This is a genomic window from Rhizobium sp. 268, assembly GCF_036571585.1.
Taxonomy (GTDB): Bacteria; Pseudomonadota; Alphaproteobacteria; order Rhizobiales; family Rhizobiaceae; genus Rhizobium; species Rhizobium redzepovicii.
Genome location: NZ_JAPPSO010000002.1, coordinates 77,573 through 92,760, shown reverse-complemented (window position 1 = coordinate 92,760; position 15,188 = coordinate 77,573). Strand labels below are relative to the sequence as shown.

Below are 15,188 nucleotides of genomic sequence, written 5' to 3'. Positions count from 1 at the left end.
ATCCCTATCTAGGCGACGGTCCCTTGAGAAAGATCGTCGCCAGCGGCGGCAACGTCAGCGACAGGGAAACCGGCCGCCCATGGGCGGGGATGGGTTCGCTCGACAGCGCGCCGTTGACGAGGCCGGAGCCACCATATTCGCGCGCATCCGTGGTGATCCGCTCGATCCACACGCCATCATCAGGCACGCCGATCCTATAGCCGTAGCGCGGCACCGGCGTGAAATTCGATACGACAAGGACGGATGAAGAGCGGTCCTTGCCATAACGGAGCATGCCGAGGACGGAGTTGGCGGCGTCGTCGGCTGCTGCCCATTCGAAGCCCTGGGGATGGAAATCGCCGAATTGCAATGACGGCTCTTCCCCGTAGAGGCTATTCAGGTCCTTGACCAGCCGCTGAATGCCGACATGCTGAGGCCGCTCCAGTACATCCCAGCTCACCGAAGCATCATGGTTCCATTCGCCCGGCTGGGCGATTTCGCTCCCCATGAACAACAGCTTCTTGCCGGGATGACCCCACATGAAAGCGAGGTAGCTGCGCAGATTGGCAAATTTCTGCCATTCGTCGCCCGGCATCTTCGTCAGCAGCGAGCCTTTGCCATAGACCACCTCGTCATGGGAGATCGGCAGCATGAACCGCTCGGAATAGGCGTAGATCATGCCGAAGGTCATCGTGCCATGATGATGGCTCCGATAGACCGGATCCTTCTCGATGTAGCTCAGGCTGTCATGCATCCAGCCCATGTTCCATTTGATGTCGAAGCCTAGCCCGCCTTCTTCCGGCGGCTTCGTCACACCCGGCCAGGCCGTCGATTCTTCGGCGATCGTCATTGCATGCGGGCAGCGCTCGTGGACGATGCTGTTGAGGTGCTTGAAGAACTCAACCGCCTCCAGGTTCTCCCGCCCGCCATACTGATTTGGAATCCATTCGCCTTCGTTGCGGCTATAATCGCGGTAGAGCATCGAGGCCACGGCATCGACGCGCAAGCCGTCGACATGATAGCGCTCGAGCCATTCGAGCGCGCTGGCGATCAGGAACCCTTTCACCTCGTTGCGCCCGAGATTGTAGATCAGCGTATTCCAGTCGCGGTGAAAGCCCTCGCGCGGATCCTCATGCTCGTAGAGCGCGCTGCCGTCGAAGCGGGCAAGACCCCAGACATCCGTGGGGAAGTGAGCCGGCACCCAGTCGAGGATGATGCCGAGCCCGGCGCCATGGCAGCGGTCGACAAAATAGGCGAAATCCTCCGGCGTGCCGTAGCGGCCGGTCGGAGCAAACAAGCCGAGCGGCTGATAACCCCAGGAGCCGCCGAACGGATGCTCCATGATCGGCAGCAGTTCGATATGGGTGAATCCCATGTCGCTGGCATAGGGAACGAGGCGCTGGCTGAGCTCGACCCAGTCGAGATATCTGTTGCCGTCCCGCCCGTCGCGCAACCAGGAGCCGGCGTGCACCTCATAGACTGACATCGCGCCTTCCAGCCTTTCCTGGCGGGAGCGGTCCCTCATCCAGCCGTCATCCGTCCATCGAAACGGCGTCGACGATGCGACGATCGAGGCGGTGGATGGGGCAGCTTCGCTCGCCCTCGCCACCGGATCGGCCTTTTGCGGCAGGCAGGTGCCCTCGGCATCGACGATCTCGAACTTGTATCTTTCGCCGGCGGCGAGGCTCGGAATGAACAGCTCCCAGACACCCGCCGATTGCCTCAGCCGCATCGGATTTCGCCGCCCATCCCAGGCATTGAAGTCGCCGACGACCGAGACGCGGCGGGCATTCGGCGCCCATACGGCGAAACGAACGCCTGATATGCCGTCGATCGACATCGCCACCGCGCCAAGCGTGCGGCTCAGACTGTAATGCGTGCCCTCCGATATTAGATGGAGGTCGAGCTCACCGAGCAGCAGGCCGAAACTATAGGGATCCTCGGTGATCTGCACCGCATCCGGCCATGTGATCTTCAGCCGGTATCCGGTCCTCAAACCGGTTGCCGCCGCGAACAGGCCGGCGGGATGGGCGACACTGAAGGGCGTCACCACCCGTCCACTCCCAGCCTCGATGAGATCGACCGCCTCCGCCCCGGGCAGATAGACCCGCACGATGGTCATCCCGCCGCTTTCATGGGGACCGAGGATCGAAAAAGGATCGCCGTGGCGCCCTTCGATCAGAGCCCAGAGGGCATCGTGCCCGATTCCGGCGAGAAGTTCCGAGCGCTCAACATTCATGCCGGGACCCCCGCCAGACGCGAGACGATTTCGGTGAGGCCGGAAAGCGGGATCGGAAGCCATTTCGGCCGGTTGCGGGCCTCATAGGCGATCTCATAGGCGGCCTTTTCGAGAAGAAAGGCATCGAGGACCCTCCGTCGTTGATCGGGTGGCATATCAAGCGCCTTCGATGCCGAAACCGCCTGCGCATAGGCGTCGAGAAACGCCTCTTCCGCCTGGCGCCCGAAGCGGGCGATGGCCTCGCGCCGGACTTCGTTCTCATGTTCGATGACGGCGTCGTTATCAAGCTGGGCGGTGGCGACGAGATAACTCAGTGACCTCAAAAGCCCGGCGACATCGCGCAGCGGATTGGTCTTGGCGCGGCGCTCGGCCAGGTTTTTCGCGGGCTCGCCCTCGAAATCGATGATGACGGCATCGCCCTCGCTGACGAGGATCTGACCAAGGTGAAAATCGCCGTGCGTGCGCGTCATCAGCGTATGGCGCGTGGCCTCGGCCAGCGTCGCGGCAAGCTCGACGAGTTCGGAGCGGCGCTTGAGCAACGGCGCTGCAAGCAGGTCGATCGCCGGATCGGCATTCTCCTCCCGTTCGGCAAGTTTCGACATGGCATAGGCGACTTCGCCGGCAACCGCCTTCTTCATCGCCTCGACTTCGCTGTCGCCGGCGATTACCGGGCTGAAGGCTTCGTCCGCAGTCTCCCCGGCAAGCACGACATGCAGTTCTCCGAGACGCATGCCGACCATCGCAACGAAGCTGATCAGCGGCTGGAAGACGTCGTCGCCCGGCTGGACGGCCGGGTCGTTCAGCACGAGTTCGTCTGCCCCGCGGCGCAGGTTGTTCAGCATCCAGTTCCAGGCATCGCCCTGATTGCGGATCGCGCCTTGGACGATGATCAATGTCGAGCGGCGTCCACTGGAGTCCGTGTGCGCGACCTCGCCGAGCAAGGGCGCGGTGTGATCGTAGCCGGCGCGGGTGAGATAGCGCGTCATCTCGACTTCCGGATGAATACCGGGAAAGATGTGCCTGATCAGCTTGATCATCGCCAGATCGCCGACGATCAGCGAACTGTTGGACTGTTCGGCCGAGAGCCAATGGACCGGAAGGTCGTCGGTGACGGCAAGACGGTCGAGCCGTTCCGTGCCGAGAAATTCGAGCGTGCCGGTGCGGCCGGTGGTGCGCGAGCGGTCGCCAAGCCCGCGCAGGATGCCGCGCGCCATCGCCTCCACGGCAAATCCGTCCGTCAGGAAACCGACGCGCCGGCCCTGGCGGACCCGACCGAGCGCAAGCTGCTGGGTCAGCACCGATGGTTGCGCATCGTCCCAGGCGACCGCCAGCGGCAGCTGGTAGGATTCGCTATGGTTCGGCAGCACGGCCTCCAGTTCGCCGAGAACAATCCCGTCGGCAAAGGGGATCGGCGTTGCGGAGATCAGACGCGCCGCCTGCAGCGGCTGGTCCTTTGCCCCGAACCACCGCCGCTTCGCCAGATAGGCCGGCAGAATTTCGTTGCTGAGAACGCGTGCAAGCTTGGGTTCATCGACAAGGTCGAGCAGGCCGCGACGGGTGACCATCGTCACCAGATCGGGAAGCTGCTCCGGCGGAGCGGTGCGCCATGCCGGCGGGTCGGCATCGGCTTCCAGCTGGAACCAGAAAAACCCGTAGGGCGGCAATGTCAGCAGATAGGTCAGCTGACCGATCGGCGGAAAGGGCGACATGCCGGTCAATTCGATCGGAACGCGGCCCTCGAAGCTCGACAGGTCGAGTTCCACGGCCTGCGGCAGGCGCGAGAGGTTTGCGACGCACATCAGCGTCTCGCCTTCATATTCCCTGAGATAAGCGAGGATCTTGCGGTTCTCCGGCGCGAGGAACCGCAGCGAACCACGGCCGAAGGCCGGATGCCGACCGCGCAGCGCCAGCATCTTGCGCGTCCAGTTGAGCAGCGAATGCGCGTCCGTGCTCTGTGCCTCGACGTTGACGGCCTCGAAACCGTAGAGCGGATCGGCGACCGGCGGCAGGACGAGACGCGCCGGGTCTACCCTGGAGAAGCCGCCATTGCGGTCCGGAGACCATTGCATCGGCGTCCTCACCCCATCCCGATCGCCGAGATAGATATTGTCGCCCATGCCGATCTCGTCGCCGTAATAGATCACCGGCGTTCCCGGCATAGAGAGCAGCAGCGCGTTCATCAGCTCGATGCGCCGGCGGTCGCGCTCCATCAGCGGCGCCAGGCGCCGCCTGATGCCGAGATTGATGCGGGCGCGCTTATCGGATGCGTAGGTTTCCCAGAGATAGTCGCGCTCGGCGTCCGTCACCATTTCGAGCGTCAGTTCGTCGTGGTTGCGCAGGAAGATCGCCCATTGGCAATTCTCCGGAATCTCCGGCGTCTGCCGCAGGATATCGGTGATCGGAAACCGGTCCTCCTTGGCGATCGCCATATACATGCGCGGCATTAGCGGAAAGTGGAAGGCCATGTGGCATTCGTCGCCGTCGCCGAAATATTCGCGCGTATCCTCCGGCCATTGATTGGCCTCGGCCAGCAGCATCACGCCGGGATGGGTGGCATCGAGAGCGGCACGGATGCGCTTCAGGATCGCATGGGTTTCCGGCAGGTTCTCGTTGATCGTCCCCTCGCGCTCGACAAGGTAAGGGATCGCGTCGAGGCGGAAGCCGTCGATACCGGTTTCCAGCCAGAAGCGCATCACCTTCAGCAGTTCCTCCATGACCAGGGGACTGTCGAAGTTGAGGTCAGGCTGGTGGGAATAAAAGCGATGCCAATAATAGGCGCCCGCCACGGCATCCCATGTCCAGTTGGACTTTTCGGTATCGATGAAAATGATGCGCGTTTCCGGGAATTTCTGATCGGTATCCGACCAGACGTAAAAATCGCGCTCCGGGGATCCGGCCGGTGCCTGACGGGCGCGCTGGAACCAGGGATGCTGATCGGAGGTGTGGTTGATGACGAGCTCGATGATGACGCGGATATTACGCTGGTGTGCGGCGTCGACGAAGGCGCGAAAATCCTCCAAGGTGCCGTAATCGGGGCTGACATTGCCGTAGTCGGCGATGTCGTAGCCGTCGTCGCGGCGCGGCGAGGGAAAGAAAGGCAGCAGCCAGATGGCATTGACGCCGAGCGCCGCGATGTGATCGAGCTTGGCGTGCAGGCCGGCAAAGTCGCCGACGCCATCGCCATTGGCGTCGTAGAACGACTTGATGTGCAGCTGGTAGATGATCGCATCCTTGTACCAGAGGGGCTGCTCAATGCCATCGGGGTTCATCGTGTCCATTCATGCCTCCGCTGCTCGAACGCGCCAGATCGCAAAGGGCAGGATCTCAGGGTTCAGGCTGATGCTCTGCCGTTTGCCGGTCCATTTGAAACGATGCCCACCGACCAGATCCTCGGCATCCAGCGTGCCGCCGTCGCCGAGCGACCAGTGCCAGAGCGGCAGTTCGACATCGCTTTGCTGAAAATTGTGAGGGTCGAGGCTGATCGCGATCAGCAGGACATTGTCGCGGGCCTTACTTGCCTTTTCGAAGAACAGGATATTGTCATTCCAAGCATTCAGAAGCGTCAGCCCGAGATGCGAATGCAGGGCAGTGTTCTCGTTCCTGATACGGTTGAGCATCCTGATTTCGTCGACGATATTGCCCGGCCGGTCATAATCCCAGGCGCGAATCTCGTATTTCTCGCTGTCGGCATATTCCTTGCGCTTGACATCGGGTCGCCCCTCGCAGAGCTCGAAGCCGTTATAGACGCCCCACAGGCCAGAGAGAGTGGCGGCAAGGGCGGCGCGGATCAGAAAGGCCGGGCGCGGCGCGTTCTGGAGAAAGTCCGGATTGATGTCATGGGTGTTGACGAAGAAGTGCGGACGGAAGAATTCCTTCGCCTCCGTCTCAGTCAGCTCGCGCATATATTGCTCGAGTTCCCATTTGGCGTTGCGCCAGGTGAAATAGGTGTAGGACTGGGAAAAGCCGATCTTCGCCAGCCTGTACATCACTTTGGGCTTGGTGAAGGCTTCCGACAGGAAGACCACATCGGGATGACGCGCTCTGATATCGCCGATCAGCCATTCCCAGAAGGGAAAGGGTTTGGTGTGCGGGTTATCGACGCGAAACAGCTTGACGCCCTGGTCCACCCATAGCTGGACAACATCCCTCAGCTCCATCCATAGCGAGGGCAGCGCGTCTTTGGTGTAGAAATCGACGTTGACGATGTCCTCATATTTCTTCGGCGGGTTCTCGGCATATTTGATCGTGCCGTCCGGGCGCCAGTCGAACCAGCCGGGATGTTCCTTCAGCCAGGGGTGATCCGGCGACGCCTGGATCGCAAGGTCGAGGGCGATCTCCAGCCCGTGCCGGCCCGCCTCCTCGACCAGCCGGCCGAAATCCTCGAAATCGCCGAGCTCGGGATGGATGGCATCGTGGCCGCCCTCCTCGGAACCGATCGCATAAGGGCTCCCGGGATCGCCGGGACCGGCCTTCAAGCTGTTGTTGCGCCCCTTCCGGTTGGTCGAGCCGATCGGGTGAATGGGCGGGAAGTAAAGCACGTCGAAGCCCATGCCGCGGATATCGGCCAGCCTCGGGATGACGTCGTCGAAGGTGCCGTGCCGGTTGGGATCACCGCTCTGCGAGCGCGGGAAGATCTGGTACCAGCTGGCAAAGGCCGCTTCCTTGCGCTCGGCATCGACGGCGCTTGCCGTGGAGCGGAGCCGGAACGGCCGCCTGTCGGCTTTGTTCATCAGCTCGGATGTCTGGGGATCGAGCAGGATCGCCGTCCGCTCGGCGTCCGAGGCGCTTTCGAGACTGTCGCTCAGGGCGTGCAGTTCGGGGCCGAGCGCTGCCGGCGCCCCGGCCTGTGCGGCGTGGACGAGGTTCAATCCCTCCTGCAGCTCGAGCTTCAGGTCGAGCCGGGCGTCGTTCTTCTTGGTCAGCTCGTAGCGGAAGATCGCAAAAGCGTTTTTCCACGCCTCGACGGCGAACTCGTAGCGGCCGGTGCGCTCGAGCAGGAACTCGCCGCGCCAGCGGTCGTTTTCGATAAGATGCATCTCCGTCTCGTTCCAATCCGCCATGGCGTCGAGCGGCCGCCAGAGCAGGACGGCGGCGATCGGGTCGTGGCCGTCGGCGAAGATGTCAGCCTCGACGGTAACGATGTCGCCCACCACCCGCTTGACCGGAAAGCGCCCATCATCGACACGCGGCGTGATGTTTTCGATGGCAAGCCGAGGCGATGCCGTCGCCTGCGTGATCTCCAGGGCGGGTCTGGAGGTGATCGGCGTTGGCGCCTTGCCTTGGATGACCAGCGCCTCCCCTGCCCGCAGGCGGAGAACCCCACCGTCGGCTGCGACGGGCAGAAAGCCGGAGGCCGCTTCGCGAAGTGCCGTCACCGGCGCGGGCGCGCTTCGCCGAAGGTCTCTGTTCAGCAGGATGAAGCGCACATTGTCGGCGCTGCGCAGATCCTGCACCTCGGATTGCAGGAGTGCCGAGACCGGCCCATTGGCGTTGCGGATCAGGCGCAGCGATGAAGCAGGCGCATGGTCGATCGTGCCGATTTCGCTATTCGCACGCCGGATTTCGGAAGAGAGATCGAAAGCCAGGTCGTGACGCAATCCCCTGAGACCCGCCCTGTTGCCATGCGTCGGATCGAGCGGCGTGGCTGCGCCATATTCGAAGCCCATCGGAACCATCAGGCCACCCCCGAGCGAAGCGGCAAGGCGCAGGGCTCTCACGGCGCGCCGTTCAAGGATTTCGCGGCTCTCGGTTCCGTGCGCGATACGCCGCGCGAATGGCGGTTCCGGAAAAGCGATCTGCCAGCCGAGCGGCTGCTGCACGCGATGCTCGTCGATGAACCATCTCTCGTCGAAATCCCACCAGGCCATCGACGAAAAACAACCGTTGAAACCTGCCTCGTTGATACCCCCCCTCACCGCAAAATCGGTGCCGGGCGTCCAGGCGAGGAATTGCGCCTCGGTCTTTTCGCGCACCGCCGCCATCAGCGATTTGAAAAACGCCGGCGTCGCCCGATCTATCCCAAGCACCCGATAGCCGGCGAGACCGGCGTCGGACAGCCGCTGCAGCCGTTCGGTCCATTCCGCCAACAGCTGCGATTGTCGTTCCGCCCCCATCGCCGCCATCGGTTCTGCCGGGTCCAGTGGCGAGCGTCTCGGATCGACGGGACGAAATCCCGCCTGAGGATGCCTCCCCCTGCCGTCGAGCATCAGATCCATCATCAAGGCAACGCCGCTCTTGCGGCCAGCCTCCGCCAGACGCGCCACCCCCTCCCCGACATCGCTTCCGAGCGACAGTTCAGGATCGAGACGATCGAAGTCCCGGGAAGCAAACACGCTGCGCTCCCCGTCCCGGTCGAAGAGGGGCGCCGTCAGCACGTGATCGAAACCGGTGTCCGCCGCATGGTCGAAAACCTCGCGCCATGCATCGATGCCCTGGAGAAGGAGCGGATTGGCATAATAGATCCGGGGTGGGGTGCTCAACACACCCCCGTTCGCAGAAAATAACATCGGCCGCCGCCTCGAGTTGCTTTTCAGGCAAACTTCCTTTGGCGGTTGTTGTTCCACCGGCACGGCCAATTCGCGGCTGTACGAAAGCATCAGCCGCATCGGCGCCGGATCGAGGGGACGTATTTCGTTCGAGCACCAAAGCCCGCCCAGGGGACGAAGAGACCTTGAGAATTCCAGCCGCATCCGGATAATCTTCCGCCGTCCGGGGAGAGGGAGTCAGGTGGCTATTGAGCGCGCATCCAAGCTTCGATCCATACTCGTCGCCGCAACCCTGTCGGCTTGCATACTGTGCCTCACCTCCTGGAGCATCGAAACCGATCGTTCGACAGAATTAAAACACGGCCTGTTCGAAATTCGCGAGGAGGCCAGGCGCTTCGTCGCGCAGGAGAACGCCAGTGAGCACGAGCAGTGGAACGTGCTGGAGCCCAACGCGAAGGTGCTGGTTCCCCGATGTGCGGTCCCGCTTCAGACACAGTGGACGCCGAAGAGCCTCGGCCGCTCAAAACCCAGCGTGATGGTCGTCTGCCCAGACGCGGTGCCGAATGCTGTGATGAAACGGTGGGATGTACATGTCCCAGTAGAGCGAAAGACGCACCACCCTTAAGGGCGAGCACCCGAGCTGATTTGATGTACTGAATGAGAGACCGATTGCAATAGAGGCGACCAGACGTGAATGCACCGGTAGAATTGTGCTCCTATCCCGAACTTGACGACCGGATCGTGATCGTTCGGGCGGGAGATGAAGTCGATGGCGTGTTTGTCCGGACCGAGAGGTTCAGCGTCCTGATCGATACGCTTGGAACGCCCGAGCTATGCCGGATGGCGCTGGATCTGCTAGAAGAAAAGACGGCGGCTCGCCCCTTGATTGTCATCAATTCGCATATGGATTGGGATCACTTCTGGGGAAATGCCGCCATTGCCGGCCGCGCTCCGATTATCGCGCATGCCGCAGCACTCGACCGCTTGCGTGATCCCTCCGAGCAACAGGTTCTGAAAGACAAGGCTGGCCAGGAACCGCGGTTTCGCAATGTCGAGCTCATCGGTCCCGATATAACCTTCTCCGGCTCGATGCTTCTCAACGGCGGCGATCTGAAGCTCGAACTCATCCATACGCCCGGGCACACGCCCGACCATATCGCCGTCTGGATTCCCGAGCTTCGCATCTGCCTGGCCGTCGATGCGGTGGAATATCCTATCCCCGAAGTCTGGAGTAAAAGTGCCGAAGACCTTCGCCTGATCCGTTCATCGCTGGAGCGGATCCGTGATCTCGAACCGAGGCTGGTCATCCCCGCGCATGGCCAGACATCTTCGCCTTCGACGGAGAAGGCAAATCTTGCCTATTTCGAAGCCCTGGCCGAACGTGTCGACGGGTTGAGCGAGAACCAGCTGGCGGACGTTCAGCTCAGCCGCTCAAGCGGTTTCCGGCTTGAAGATTTCATCGCCATCCCCGACGGCATGCCTGCGGAAACGGTGACGTTCTACCGGAACTGCCACGAGACAAACCTTGGCGCCACCCTTCAGGCCCACATGGAAAAACGGAAATCCGCGTAGATGGATCTGCAGGGGGAGAATGACATAAAGCCATTGGAAGGCGGACGAACCGGGCAGATCTGGCGCGACGGCGATACCGTCGTTAGACCATCAGGCGCGTGGACGCCCACGGTGCACCGGTTTTTGCGCCATGTCAGGGACAGAGGTTTTCTGGCGGCGCCGGAGCCGATCGACATCACAGGGAAAAACCAGGAGATCGTCAGCTTCGTCGCCGGGCGCGTCTGCGAAGACCTGGGCGACACGTTTGTCGGATCGGAGCGCATGCTGGTTTCGGCGGCCAGGCTTCTGCGCGATTTTCACGCGGCATCACAAGGGTTTCTGGAGCAGGATGGTGAAATCCAGACGTGGATGCTGCCGCCACAGGAACCGCGGGAAATCGTCTGCCACGGAGATTACGCGCCTTACAACGTCGCCACGACAGAGCATGAGGCTGTCGGGATCATCGATTTCGATACCGCGCATCCCGCACCGCGACTCTGGGATCTGGCCTACGCGGTCTATCGCTGGGCGCCTTTGTCCGATCCCTCCCATCCCGGCGTGCTGTCAGGTCTCGATGAACAGCTGCGGCGGGCGGAAATCTTCTGCACGGCCTACGGGGCAACGGCAAAAGAACGGCAACAGCTCCCGGAGATGGTCTGCGGGCGGCTCCAGGCGCTTGCCAATTTCATGCAGGCAAGGGCTTCGGCCGGAGACGAGACCTTCGCGGAGCACGTAGCCGCAGGGGACGCTCAGCTGTATCTAAGCGATATCGACTATGTGCAGCAACATCGAGACCGACTGCTGAACGCGCTCCTATAGCTAGAGCCACTTCCTCCGACGGAAGAAGCCAAAGAGGCCGAGACACAGGACGCCGATGACGCCGAGCACGACGAAGTAGCCATACTGGGTTTTCAGTTCCGGCATATCGCTGAAGTTCATGCCGTAAATGCCTGCGATCGCCGTGGGAACGGCGAGAATTGCCGCCCAGGCGGCGAGCTTGCGGGCAATCGCCGTCTGCTCGGTCTGGCCGATCATCACGCTAGCCTCGAAGGCGAAGGCCAGCACCTCGCGCAAAGCGTCGATATCTTCCTGAACCCGGCGCACGTGATCGGTCACATCGCGAAACAGCGACTGAAGCGTCGGATCCATGCCGGGAAGATCGATGTGCTCATATCGCCGGCAGACGTCGACGAGCGGCACAACGGCATTGCGCAGCCGCAAGAGCTTCCGCCGCAGCAGATAAAGCCGCTCGATATCGGACTTCCCCAGCTGTTCGCGCAGCACCAGATCCTCGAGCTTCTCGACCTCCTCCTGCACGACTTCGATGACCGGCATATAGTTGTCGACGATGAAATCGAGGATGGAATAGAGGATGTAATTTTCACCATGGGCGAGCGCCGCGGGCGTTGCTTCGCACCGTTGCCGCACCGACAGATAAGAGGACGAGTCACCGTGGCGAACGGAGACGACATAACCGCGGCCGACGAACAAATGCGTTTCGCCGAAGATGATTTCGTCATCCTTCATATGGGCGGTCCGGGCAACGATGAACATTGCGTCCCCATAAATCTCCAGCTTCGGTCGCTGGTGGGGCTGTGCCGCGTCCTCGATCGCCAGTGCATGGAGATTGAATTCGGCCTGGACCTGATGCAGCAGCACTTCGTCCGGCTCGTGCAGACCGATCCAGACGATGGCGTTCTCCCGACTGCGCCATTCGCCGGCTTCTTCTATCCTGATGTCGCGAATGCGCTGCCCATGCTGATACACGGCGGCAGCCACGACGCCGGGCCGTTCATAGGGCAACGATGCCGAACCGCCGCCCGCCTGCGCGGAAATTTCGTCCAGATCCTTCAGCCGTTCCAAATCCTGCCGTCCTCCCGCTCCCGCACGGATCACGCATCCGCACCAACGCCGGCCAGGCGTCGCGTCGATCATAATGCTATTTCGTAAAACATGCATCCGTCTCAGTGCGGAACCAAGAAACGCTGATTGCGCATTGGCTTTTGTCAGCTCTGCGCCAGCGACTCATTGCAGAACGCGCAACCCACATCACGTGTCCGTGGAAATGTCATCCCAGTCCTGATCCATGTAGCCGATCAGCCAGTTGAGGGCGTAATGCCATTCGTAGACCACGCCCTTGTCCAATCCGGTCGGCGGCTCTTCACCCTTCAGTCTTGCGTTCACGGCCGCCCAATCATAGCGGTAGATCAGGTCGGCGGCGTCGAGCAGTTCTTTTTGCGGGCGCAGTTTGGCGCGACGCATCAACCCGTCCGTTCCCAATTCGCGAAGCGTTTTCGCAATGAACGGGACGTCGCAGATATGGTCGGGACGTTCGAGCTGCGGCGAAATCCCGAGTGCCCACAACATGACGTGCACGCCTTCGTAACGCCACGCGAAGTTTGCGCGATCCTGATCGGAGGGATCAGGATCGTCCATGAAGGCCTTTTCTTTCGGGGTGAAAAAACTCACTGCATCGAACTGCCGGATGAGAGCCTGACCCATGGCATGGTCGCCGGTCTCGCCTTTCACGGCAACGATCGCAAGCGCGATCGTGCGTTGCACGACCGCCTTGGTATTTCGGCGGGTACTTTCGCTCTCGGGCTCGACGGTCGGCAGATGATCGATCGTCGGCACCCCTTCCGATTGAAGCTGAGCGATAGACCGGGCTTTGCGCGCCCCTGCCTCATCGGCGGGTTGCGAGACGGCTGCCTGAACCGGAAGGATCAATGCAAGAAGGGCAGAAAACAGGCGCTTCATCATGTATGGCTCCTCTCATCTCTTTGACGCATCGATAAACATTTCCAGCGCGATCGGGATATGTTTTGCGCAAAAGCGACGTCGGTTTCCGGAAGGGTTGGTAAACGGCATTTTACATATTGAGCAAATCGTTAAATTTTTCTCGGTACAAATGTCCCTAGCCAAGCCGGTATGAGGCCGGACCGTTCGATCGAGGACTTTCTATGCGTCGTCCAAACATTAAAACGAGTTTGCTGTTGATTTTCAGCGGTGTAGCTCTTCTTTTCGGTCTTGTAGCCTATCTCGCGGTCGACGGTCTTTGCAAAACGAACGGCTCGACCGAGGAAATTGCCACCGACTGGCTGCCAAGCGTGCAGGCGTCGCAGGCAATCAATCTCGCCATGACGAATTTGCGCCTCACTTACCGCGATCACATCATCGCGCAGTCGGAGGCGGAAAAGAAAACACGCGAAGAGGCAATCAAAGTTGCCGAGGATGCGATACGCAAATCGGTCGACGCCTATCTTCCGCTGGCGTCGTCCGATCGCGAGCGCGACCTGATCAAGACGATCAAGGAAAGCGTTGAAGGTTACATCTCCAGCAGCTCGCAACTCCTCGTCCTTTCCCGTGCCAACAAGACCGAGGAAGCCGGGCAATATCTCGGCGGGGGAATGCGCTCTTATTCCGACAAGCTCAAGGAAGCCACGGCGGCCCTGGTCGAATTGAACGTCATCGGCAGCAAGAAGGCCGCCGACCTCAGCACGGAGACCTTCGCCTCCATAGAATTCTACCTGCTTGCAACGATCGCTGTCGCCGGGTTGCTCGTTCTCGGTGCTGTCGCTTTCGTGCTGAAGGCAATCGCCAACCCGATTACCGGCATCACCACCTCGATGCGGCGTCTGGCAGAGGGGGACACAGGTTCACAGATCCCATTTGCCGACCGCGCCGACGAAATCGGATCCATGGCAGGGGCGGTGGAGATCTTCCGCCAGGCCGCCATCGCGAACAAGCGGATGGCGACAGAGGCCGAGGAAAACCGCGTCCGAGCGGAGGCTGACCGCGTTGACACCCAGAGGCTGGCGGAAGCCGACGCATCGGAGCGGTTGCGCATCGCCACCTCGGGTCTCGCCGCCGGTTTGAAGCGGCTGGCCGCAGGAGACCTTGCCTTCCAACTCGACGAGGCCTTCGCGCCCGATTTCGAGGCACTGCGCCACGACTTCAACCAGTCCGTCACCCAGCTTGGCGCGACGCTCCGGGCTATTTCCGACAGCATCGGCACGATCGATGAAGGCACGCGCGAAATCTCCTCCGGTGCAAGCGATCTGTCGAAGCGCACGGAGCAGCAGGCGGCCTCGCTTGAAGAAACGGCAGCCGCACTGGAAGAGATCACCGCAAACGTTGCGAACTCCAGCAAACGGACCGAGGAGACGCGCACGGTGGCCACCGAGGCAAACCGCAGCGCCGGTATCTCCGCGGAAGTCGTTTCCCACGCCGAAGAGGCAATGGAACGCATCGAGACCTCGTCGCAGCAGATCTCCAACATCATCAGCGTCATCGACGAAATCGCGTTCCAGACCAATCTTCTCGCGCTCAATGCCGGCGTGGAAGCCGCCCGTGCCGGCGAGGCCGGCAAGGGCTTTGCCGTCGTCGCCCAGGAAGTGCGCGAACTCGCCCAGCGCTCGGCAAGTGCAGCCAAGGAAATCAAGGGGCTGATCCAGAACTCTTCTAAGGAAGTTGAAAGCGGCGTCAAGCTCGTCCGCGACACCGGCCAGGCCCTGAAGACCATCGGCGGCTTCATCACCCAGATCAATCACCATATGGACTCGATCGCCACTTCTGCGAAAGAGCAGTCGATCGGCCTCAGCGAAGTCAACGTTGCGGTCAACAGGATGGACCAGACCACGCAGCAGAACGCGACCATGGTGCAGGAGTCAACGGCGGCAGCAGATTCACTCGCGCAGCAAGCCCAGACACTTCGCGAGCTTATCGCCCAATTCAGGCTCGACGATACGACGTCCAACCAATCGTCAGCCCTTCGCTCGACGGCAAGAACGATGGCGCAGCCGACAGCCCGCGCCGCGATCCATGCGGTTGCCGCTCGCCGCTAAAGCAGGTCGCGCAAAAGTGTGCAGCGGTTCTGCGGCAACTGCCCTCGCCCTCGCCCTAACCGCTTGCACAGACCAGAGATGAAGGCGCCC

The 15,188-nt window shown here is 61.5% G+C and carries 9 protein-coding genes; 4 read left to right on the top strand and 5 right to left on the bottom strand.

What is annotated here, in order from left to right; all coding sequences use genetic code 11:
* Nucleotides 1–4 precede the first annotated feature (4 nt).
* The 3 genes from glgB to OS035_RS03875 are packed head-to-tail and all read right to left on the bottom strand — an operon-like array spanning nt 5 to nt 8,724.
* Nucleotides 5–2,218, bottom strand: coding sequence for a 1,4-alpha-glucan branching protein GlgB (glgB, locus tag OS035_RS03885; protein ID WP_097628070.1), 2,214 nt, complete (start codon nt 2,216–2,218; stop codon nt 5–7).
* On the bottom strand, nt 2,215–5,496 hold the full coding sequence (treS, locus tag OS035_RS03880) for a maltose alpha-D-glucosyltransferase (RefSeq protein WP_131710504.1): 3,282 nt from the start codon (nt 5,494–5,496) through the stop codon (nt 2,215–2,217). The genes glgB and treS overlap by 4 nt, the downstream gene beginning before the upstream one ends.
* Nucleotides 5,497–8,724 carry an alpha-1,4-glucan--maltose-1-phosphate maltosyltransferase gene (locus tag OS035_RS03875; protein ID WP_183779663.1) on the bottom strand — a complete coding sequence of 1,076 codons (3,228 nt, stop codon included), beginning with the start codon at nt 8,722–8,724 and terminating at the stop codon, nt 5,497–5,499. It abuts the gene before it with no gap.
* A 220-nt stretch (nt 8,725–8,944) separates the two neighbouring features.
* On the opposite strand from OS035_RS03875, the gene OS035_RS03870 reads away from it, so the two are divergent.
* The 3 genes from OS035_RS03870 (at nt 8,945) to OS035_RS03860 (ending at nt 11,073) form a co-directional block, all read left to right on the top strand.
* On the top strand, nt 8,945–9,328 hold the full coding sequence (locus OS035_RS03870; protein ID WP_179867150.1) for a hypothetical protein: 384 nt from the start codon (nt 8,945–8,947) through the stop codon (nt 9,326–9,328).
* 65 nt (nt 9,329–9,393) lie between these two features.
* Nucleotides 9,394–10,275 carry an MBL fold metallo-hydrolase gene (locus tag OS035_RS03865; RefSeq protein WP_331813392.1) on the top strand — a complete coding sequence of 294 codons (882 nt, stop codon included), beginning with the start codon at nt 9,394–9,396 and terminating at the stop codon, nt 10,273–10,275.
* Nucleotides 10,276–10,299: 24 nt separating this feature from the next.
* Nucleotides 10,300–11,073 (top strand): phosphotransferase enzyme family protein, encoded by a 774-nt coding sequence (locus OS035_RS03860; protein ID WP_097628144.1) that lies wholly within the window; start codon nt 10,300–10,302, stop codon nt 11,071–11,073.
* Here OS035_RS03860 and OS035_RS03855 read toward each other — a convergent pair whose 3' ends face one another.
* Together OS035_RS03855 and OS035_RS03850 are read right to left on the bottom strand one after the other, a co-directional pair.
* Nucleotides 11,074–12,117, bottom strand: coding sequence for a magnesium and cobalt transport protein CorA (locus tag OS035_RS03855; protein WP_097628073.1), 1,044 nt, complete (start codon nt 12,115–12,117; stop codon nt 11,074–11,076). It abuts the gene before it with no gap.
* 186 nt (nt 12,118–12,303) lie between these two features.
* Nucleotides 12,304–13,014, bottom strand: coding sequence for a DUF4272 domain-containing protein (locus tag OS035_RS03850; RefSeq protein WP_097628074.1), 711 nt, complete (start codon nt 13,012–13,014; stop codon nt 12,304–12,306).
* Nucleotides 13,015–13,214: 200 nt separating this feature from the next.
* On the opposite strand from OS035_RS03850, the gene OS035_RS03845 reads away from it, so the two are divergent.
* Complete coding sequence (locus OS035_RS03845) at nt 13,215–15,098, top strand: HAMP domain-containing methyl-accepting chemotaxis protein (RefSeq protein WP_097628075.1); 1,884 nt, start codon at nt 13,215–13,217, stop codon at nt 15,096–15,098.
* Nucleotides 15,099–15,188: the final 90 nt, after the last annotated feature.

Bases quoted from the DNA above. Each gene is read 5' to 3' on its own strand.
- OS035_RS03850 (WP_097628074.1), bottom strand. From the start codon at position 13,014: ATGATGAAGCGCCTGTTTTCTGCCCTTCTTGCATTGATCCTTCCGGTT.
- OS035_RS03875 (WP_183779663.1), bottom strand. From the start codon at position 8,724: ATGTTATTTTCTGCGAACGGGGGTGTGTTGAGCACCCCACCCCGGATC.
- treS (WP_131710504.1), bottom strand. From the start codon at position 5,496: ATGGACACGATGAACCCCGATGGCATTGAGCAGCCCCTCTGGTACAAG.
- glgB (WP_097628070.1), bottom strand. From the start codon at position 2,218: ATGAATGTTGAGCGCTCGGAACTTCTCGCCGGAATCGGGCACGATGCC.
- OS035_RS03845 (WP_097628075.1), top strand. From the start codon at position 13,215: ATGCGTCGTCCAAACATTAAAACGAGTTTGCTGTTGATTTTCAGCGGT.